The 7,487-nt window shown below is 57.6% G+C and carries 6 protein-coding genes; 3 read left to right on the top strand and 3 right to left on the bottom strand.

The genetic code is table 11. From position 1 onward, the window contains the following. On the top strand, window positions 1-2,247 hold a 2,247-nt coding region (locus AB4043_RS17635), incomplete at its 5' end, for a M1 family aminopeptidase (protein WP_442307654.1). Between the two features lie 60 nt (window positions 2,248-2,307). On the opposite strand, the gene AB4043_RS17630 is transcribed toward AB4043_RS17635, so the two are convergent. Together AB4043_RS17630 and ku are read right to left on the bottom strand one after the other, a co-directional pair. Continuing rightward, window positions 2,308-2,679: a hypothetical protein gene (locus AB4043_RS17630; protein ID WP_442303062.1), complete on the bottom strand. Its 372-nt coding sequence runs from the start codon at window positions 2,677-2,679 to the stop codon at window positions 2,308-2,310. A gap of 47 nt (window positions 2,680-2,726) precedes the next feature. Beyond that, window positions 2,727-3,698, bottom strand: a complete 972-nt coding sequence (ku, locus tag AB4043_RS17625; protein ID WP_442307653.1) for a non-homologous end joining protein Ku — start codon at window positions 3,696-3,698, stop codon at window positions 2,727-2,729. Between the two features lie 177 nt (window positions 3,699-3,875). Here ku and AB4043_RS17620 point away from each other — a divergent pair, with 177 nt between their 5' ends. Further along, on the top strand, window positions 3,876-4,952 hold the full coding sequence (locus AB4043_RS17620) for a glycoside hydrolase family 43 protein (RefSeq protein ID WP_442303060.1): 1,077 nt from the start codon (window positions 3,876-3,878) through the stop codon (window positions 4,950-4,952). 493 nt (window positions 4,953-5,445) lie between these two features. Here AB4043_RS17620 and AB4043_RS17615 read toward each other — a convergent pair whose 3' ends face one another. Beyond that, on the bottom strand, window positions 5,446-6,387 hold the full coding sequence (locus tag AB4043_RS17615) for a branched-chain amino acid transaminase (protein ID WP_442303059.1): 942 nt from the start codon (window positions 6,385-6,387) through the stop codon (window positions 5,446-5,448). Window positions 6,388-6,526: 139 nt separating this feature from the next. Between AB4043_RS17615 and AB4043_RS17610 the strand changes: the two genes are divergently transcribed. After that, window positions 6,527-7,426, top strand: coding sequence for a M48 family metalloprotease (locus AB4043_RS17610; RefSeq protein WP_442303058.1), 900 nt, complete (start codon window positions 6,527-6,529; stop codon window positions 7,424-7,426). The last annotated feature ends 61 nt before the right edge of the window (window positions 7,427-7,487 follow it).

The following is a 7,487-nucleotide window of genomic DNA, read 5'->3' as shown; positions in this document are numbered from 1 at the left end:
GTGCAATATCTACAGGAGCTGTTTATCGTCACTTTTCCCACGGTGGCGCAGTTCTGCCTGTTTGCTCTGCTGGTGCAGAGCCTGGTCAGCAACAAGTATCTCGGCCACGCCATCATCATCGCATTCGCCATCGTACCGAGCTTCATTCAGGGAGGGGGATGGGAAGATCGTCTCTATCTGTTCAACTTCACGACCTCCTATACATACTCCGACATGAACGGCTACGGCCACTTCAAGGCCGGTCTCTTCTGGTCCCTGGCGTACTGGATCTTCTGGACGTTGTTACTGGTCGCAATTGCGATGATGGTTGGGCAGCGTGGTACAGATACCGCGTGGAAACAGAGATTGCAAAATGCGAAGCAGCGCAGGGGCCTTGCTCCATATGCCATTGTCTTTGCCGCGCTTACGGCGGCCAGTGGTGTCTGGTACTTCTACAACACGCATGTACTGAACTGGTATCACACGTCAAAGATGGACCGCCATCTTCAGGCTGAGTACGAGAAACAGTACAAGAAGTATCAGAAGCTGCCGCAACCAAAGATCGTAGCGGTGGATACGAAGGTCGATATCTTTCCCCAGACGCGTACGTTTGATGCGTGGGGGACATTCTGGCTGAAGAACAAGACGGATGCGCCGATTGGCGAGGTCCATCTGACCGACGGGGGGCAGAGCTTTTATGCGGCGAGTTTCGATCGCCTCAGTTCGCTCGCATTGGAAGACAAGAAGCTGGGCTATCGCATCTATAAACTTGCTCAGCCCCTGAAGCCGGGTGAGACGATGCGCATGTTTTTCCATGTGGGCTATGCCTCGCATGGTTTCCGCAATAACGGCGAGGTTGCACAGCTTGCCTATAACGGTACGTTCTTCGATTCAAGCTACATGCCAGGCATCGGTTACAACCGAGGGGCCGAGATTTCAAACCCGGTCTATCGCCGGGAGGAGAAGCTGGGGCCGTTTGAAGAGCTGGCTCCGCGCGGTGATGCCTACTACACCAACGTCAACTTGTTTACGCCTGACTCGGACTGGATCAAGTACCACACCATCGTGAGCACGAGCGGCGACCAGACGGCGATCTCGCCGGGATATCTGCAACGGAAGTGGACACAGGGGGGCCGTAACTATTTTGAGTACTCCATGGGAGACACGGAGACACTGGACTTTTATGACTACAACTCCGGTCGCTATGAGCTGAGGTCGGAGCCGTACAACGATGTGAATGTCGAGGTCTACTACGACAAGAAACATCCTTACGATGTGGACGATATGATCGCGGCATCGAAGGCCGGCCTGGATTACTACGGTAAGAGCTTCGGTCCGTTCCAGTTCAAGCAGTACCGCGTCATCGAGTTTCCCCGCTATCGCAACTTTGCGCAGTCGTTTCCAAATACGATTCCGTTCTCCGAGGGGATCGGATTTATCGGCCGGGTCGAGAAGCCAGATGATATCGACTTCACCTACTTCGTCACGGCGCATGAGCTTGGGCACCAGTGGTGGGCCCACCAGTTGATCGGCGCGCAGGTGAAGGGTTCGAACATGATGTCGGAGAGCCTGGCGGAGTACTCTGCGCTACGCGTCATGGAGAAAAAGTACGGCACGAAGAACATGCGTAAGTTCCTGCGTCATGAACTTGACGGCTACCTCCGTGGACGTGCCGGAGAGGTGCGGCATGAACCGCCTATCACCCTGGTGGAGAACGAGCCGTATGTCTGGTATCAGAAAGGCTCACTGGTCTTCTATGCGCTGAGCGACTACATCGGAGAAGACACGCTGAACTCCGCATTGAAGAGCCTGCTCGACAAGTGGAGGTTCAAAGGACCGCCTTATCCGGACACACGCGATCTGGTGGCGGCACTCCGCGAGAAGACTCCCGCCGACCTGCAGTATCTGGTGACCGATATGTTTGAAAAGATCACGCTTTACGACAACAAGGTCGAGAGAGCGACCGTGACCGAGACGCCCGATCACAAGTGGAAGGTGCACGTAGTAGTCAGCGCGAAGAAGATGTATGCCGACGGTGACGGCAAGGAAACGCCACAGCCGCTGCACGATCTGATCGAAGTCGGCGTGATGTCTGGAGTGAAAGATAAGGAAGAGCCGATCGAGGTGAAGAAGATCTGGCTAACACAGGAGAAGACCCCGGTGGACTTCGTCGTCGACAAGCGCCCGAACCGCGCAGGTATCGATCCATCTAGCAAACTGATAGACCGCAATCCGGAAGATAACCTGATGGACGTGGAGACGAAGTAGAGGCATCGCAAGCAYATGTTCTGGACTGTTAGCGTCCTCAGGCGCGAGAGGGCATTCTCTCTACGGCACCGTGCACTTGGACTGCGCGGTGCACACCACCGGCAACTGACAGAGCTTTCCTGTGAAGTGATCCAGCCGGTTGAGCTTGATCGCCCCTTGCAGGAAGCCGGTGTTGGTGCATGCAGCTCCCGCTGCCACATCACGGCAGGCGCGGGTAGTGTACTTGTCGACCAGAGCCATGTCTGGAGCACTCAGGGTTGTTTCGTAATCTTCGATGGAGTTCAACAGCTCCGCAGGCGCCATCAGATCAAGGCGCTTCACCGGGCACTGTTGTTGCAGCAGATCATGAAAGTTCTTCCAAGCCTGCCTGGGTGTTGCATCAGGTGCGGCCAGAGCGGTAGCGGTCAGCAGGAGGGGCAGGAGCTTCTTCATCACCGGGGACTTTATTCAATCATTCCATTCTTCAATGATCAATCTGCTCAGGCTGACTTCTTCTTCGCACCCTTCTTCGCCACGGCCTTGGTCTCTTTCACGATCTCCATGCCATGCTTCGCATCGGACGCGGTCGCCTTCGCCGCGGGCTTCTTGCGGCCTGCCGCTGCAGGGGCTGCTTCCTGCTTGTTGCCGTGAACCGAGGCGCGCAACGCATCCATCAGGTTGATGACCTTGGCCATCGGCCGGTGTTCCTCTTCGACCGGCAGCGGCTGGTGGTCGACCTTGGCCTGCACCATGGCGCGCAACGCCGCTTCATACTCATCGTGCCACTTGGACGGATCGAACTTCTGCGCCTTGCGCTTGATTAGTTCCTGGGCGAGGTCGAGCTGGTCCTTTTCGACGGTGACGTCTTTGATCTCGCTGAAGTATTCCTTCGCATCACGCAGCTCTTCCTGGTAACGCATGGTGTAGGCCATCAGACCCTTGAGCTCTTTGTCCGCAGGTGCGGCAATGGCGACCAGATGCTCGCGGCCACCGAAGGCGATCTTGCCGATGCCGGCCTTCTTCATGCCGCGCAACGCTTCGCGGATGGTGGCGAAGGCTTCTGTCTGCGCGGTGTTTTCCGGGGCCACGAAGTAAGGCTTCTCAAAGAAGGCGGGGTCCAGCTCTTCGAGCGCGATGAACTGTTCCAGCGCGATCGTATTGCGCGAGGGAATGCGGATATTGGCGATCTCCTCCGGCTCGATCTGAATGTATTCGCCTTTGCGGAACTCGTAGCCCTTCACGATGTCGGACTTCTCAACCGTGGAGGCCGGCGTCGACTCGTTTGCCTCAGAAGCGCTGACCTTCTGGTACTTCACCCGTTCGCCGGTGGAACGGCTGATCTGATGAAAACGGATCTCGGACTTGGATTCCGTAGCGACAAAGAGTTTGACAGCGAATGAGAATCGTGGAGGGGCTGAGTTCACAGTGAACCGGTTCTCGATCGTCAGCTTGAGAACGCTTGCGTCGCTCATGATTTGCTTGCGATGCTTTATGCTGCAAACCCTCCTCTTGCCCCTGCCGACCACACGGCGTATTCACCCAACCATCATTAGGGCGTATGTCCCACCGGCCGGCACAATGCGCTGCATAGAATGCAGATGTGCTTATGCCGCTGCATGAGCCGCGATCTTTCTTTCGGAGATGTGTGGATGCTGGTCTCTCGTGCCGGACGTCTGGTTCTGCTCGTTGTCATGCTGTTGGCTGTAAGTCACGTCTGGCCGCAGGCCTCGACGAACCTCGCGAAAGAAGGCTGGTATGCCGATCCTGAGATTCGTATTTTTGCCGGGCAGTACTGGATCTATCCCACATCTTCAGATCCCAATCTGAAGCCGCGTGATGAGGCGAGCTTTAACTCGCAACAACAGAAGCTGCGGAAGGGACCGGTGGTGCACCCACAGTATCGTGCGCAGACTTCGCTGGATGCCTTCTCGTCGCCCGACCTGGTGCATTGGACGAAGCACACCGGTGTGCTGGATGCCCAGAATATTCCGTGGGCGGCTTATTCCATCTGGGCGCCGACCGCAATTCATCTGGATGGAAAGTACTATCTGTTCTTCGCCGCGAACGACATTCAGAAGGATGGCCGCGGAACTCCGGGCGGCATTGGTGTTGCCGTCAGCAATCACCCGGAGGGGCCGTTTGTCGATTTGCTTGGGAAGCCGCTGATCGGTGAGTTCCAGAATGGCGCACAGCCGATCGATCCGTTTGTCTACCAGGACGACGATGGATCGGTGTACCTGTACTACGGCGGGCAGGGCCATTGCAATGTGGCGCGTCTCTCGCGTGATCTCAAGCGTGTGATTCCGATGAAGGATGGAACGATGTTTAAGGAGATTACGCCGGAGCACTACGTCGAGGGACCGTTCGTGATCAAGCGCAACGGCGAGTATTACTTCATGTGGTCTGAGGGCGACTGGGGCAACTCCACCTACGGCGTCGCGTATGCAAAGAGCAAAAGTCCTACGGGACCATTCGAGCGCGCGGGCAAGATTCTGCAGACCGATCCGAAGATCGCGACTGGACCGGGGCATCACTCGGTGCTGCAGCTCCCGGGGAAGGACGAGTGGTTCATCGTCTATCACCGGCATCCGCTGGGTACGACTGACGCCAATCAGCGCGTGATGGCGATCGATGCGATGCATTTCGATGCGGAGGGGAACATCGTTCCGGTGCAGATGACGGTCGAGGGCGTAAGTGAAGTCCCGCTCAAACATGTAATGAAGTAATCTTCGCGGGATTGTGTCGATCTCTTCGAGCTAGAGCATTTCTCCTGTCGGTGTAGTGTAGGGATTCGTTATCTATGGGCGTTTTCCATAATGAAAACGCCGCTGCACTCCACTTCCGGGCTACCCAGCAACAGGAGAAATGCTCTAGCCCATGCACCGGGTGCCCCATGTCCCCTTAGGGACGTGGGCCCGGCTCTCCTGTCCCAGGCGGGTCAATTCTTACTGCACACTGAAGAATGAGTTTCACGAAACTTCGGCGGATCTTCGTTTCTATATGACGAGAATTCTGTTTGCCAGAATCGGAGAATCGATGATTGGGAGAAAGAAAGGCCGGGCCCATGTCCCCGAGGGACACCACCCCAACGAACAAGTTCGTTGGGGACCCCGGACATGGGGCACCGGTGCATGGGCTCCATCGACCTTTCGGCACATCAGGTAGAAACAGAAGAGGCGGCCATCAGGCCGCCTCTCTCTTGCTTGCATCAGAAGTTGTTTAGACCGAAGCTGCTTCGCTGGCCTTCACATTCACCGGCGTGAGCCAGTTGTAGCGATCGGGCTGCAGGCCGTTGACCAGCGCGAAGAACTCGTCGTGAATGGCGGTGGTGATGGGGCCCATCTTGCCGTCGGCGATCATGATCTGGTCGACTGAGCGCAGGTGGGTGACTTCAGCAGCTGTGCCGGTGAAGAAGGCCTCATCTGCGATATAGATCAGCTCGCGGGGCAGCGACTGTTCCACCACCGGAATGCCCAGGTGCTTGGCAATCGTCATGATGGAGTCGCGGGTGATGCCCGACAGCACCGAGTTCGCTAGCGGCGAGGTGTAGATGACGCCGTTGCGGATGAGGAAGAGGTTCTCGCCCGAGCCCTCGGAGAGGTAGCCGTTGCGGTCCAGCGCGATGCCTTCCACGTAGCCGTTGGCCTTGGCCTCCATGTTGATGAGCTGCGAGTTCATGTAGTTGGCGCCGGCCTTGGCCAGCGATGGCATCGTGTTGGGCGCCAGGCGCGACCAGGAGGAGATACAGACATCGGCGCCTTCGCTGGCGGTGATGTACTTGCCCCAGGGGAAATTGGCGATATAGATCTCGACCGGCGACTTGGTGGGGTTGACGCCAATCTCGCCGTAGCCGCGGAAGGCGATCGGACGGATGTAGCAGGGAGCAACGCCGTTGGCCTCTACGACATCAACAACAGCGGCGCATAGCTGGTCGACAGTGTAGGGCAGCGGCATGCGATAGATCTTGGCCGAGTCGATCAGGCGCTGCATGTGCTCCGGCAGGCGGAAGACGCCGGCGGAGCTGCCCTGGGTGTAGGCGCGGATCCCCTCGAATACGGAAGAGCCATAGTGCACCACGTGAGACATGACGTGGATGGTGGCTTTCTCCCAGGGGATGAGCTGTCCGTTGTGCCAGATGTTCTGGGTGGGCGTAATTGGCATGGTACGTCGCTCCAAGCCTCGCGGTTGCGAGGTAAGGGTTAGATTATAGCCCGCAAAAGTGGCGTTTTTCGCGCGTTTTCCCGTTTCGTCCGGGATTCAATACAATCTCCGCACGGAGCCGGCAGGTATGGAGACGGTCATGAAAAAGCAACTGACACGATGGCTGGTAGTGATAGCGATGGCGGCGGCAGCCCGGTGCGAGGCGACGCAAATCCAACTTCCGGTGTGCAAGAACGCCTTCACGGAGCCGGATGAGCAGAAGCAGGGAGAGCAGGTCGCGGCGAAGGTCTACGACGCAATGCCGGTTCTGAAGGATTCCGACCCGGTCGCGGTCTACGTACGCCAATTAGGAGAGAAGCTGGTGAACTACGCTCCCGGATACCCCTGGAGGTACAACTTCCACGTCGTCGCCAGCGATGAGATCAATGCGTTTGCGTTGCCTGGAGGTTCGGTCTTTGTGAACCTGGCGACGATTCAGGCCGCCGAGAGCGAGGCGCAGCTGGCGGGCGTGATGGGCCATGAACTCTCCCATGTGGTCATGCGCCACTCCACCTGCAACATCACCAAGCAGCAGAAGCGGAGCATCTGGTACGGCCTGGGGCAGATCGCCGCGGCGGCAACCATTGGAGGTTCTCTCGGAGATCTGGCTGCGCAGGGGATTGGCACGGCGGCGGGGCTGGACTTCCTGCGCATGGGGCGCGATGCCGAAAAGCAGGCTGACCTGATGGGCACGCATATTCTGTACGACGCGGGATACGATCCGCGCGGCATGCCGCAGTTCTTTGAGATTATCCAGGCGAAGTATGGCGAGGGCGGGGCTCAGTTTCTGAGCGATCACCCCAATCCCGGCAACCGGACCGAGTATGTGAGCGCTGAGATTGCGACTCTTCCGCCCCGGGATAAGCAGGTGCGTACCACCGATGCGTTCCGCAGGATGCACGACATCGCCATGAAGGAGAGGGCATTGAAGGCGGAAGAGGTGAAGGCGGGCGCCTGGAAGAAATCAGGGGAGTACGAGAAGGCGCCCAAAATGGACTAATGTCGCGGGCGAATTCTGCCGCCGGTATTTTCAGCATACAAAGGTTGCACCATAAGCGGTG

Source organism: Terriglobus sp. YAF25, from assembly GCF_052113305.1.
Taxonomy (GTDB): domain Bacteria; phylum Acidobacteriota; class Terriglobia; order Terriglobales; family Acidobacteriaceae; genus Terriglobus.
Note: the sequence above shows the minus strand (reverse complement) of the source record. Positions and strands in the feature narration are given on the sequence as shown.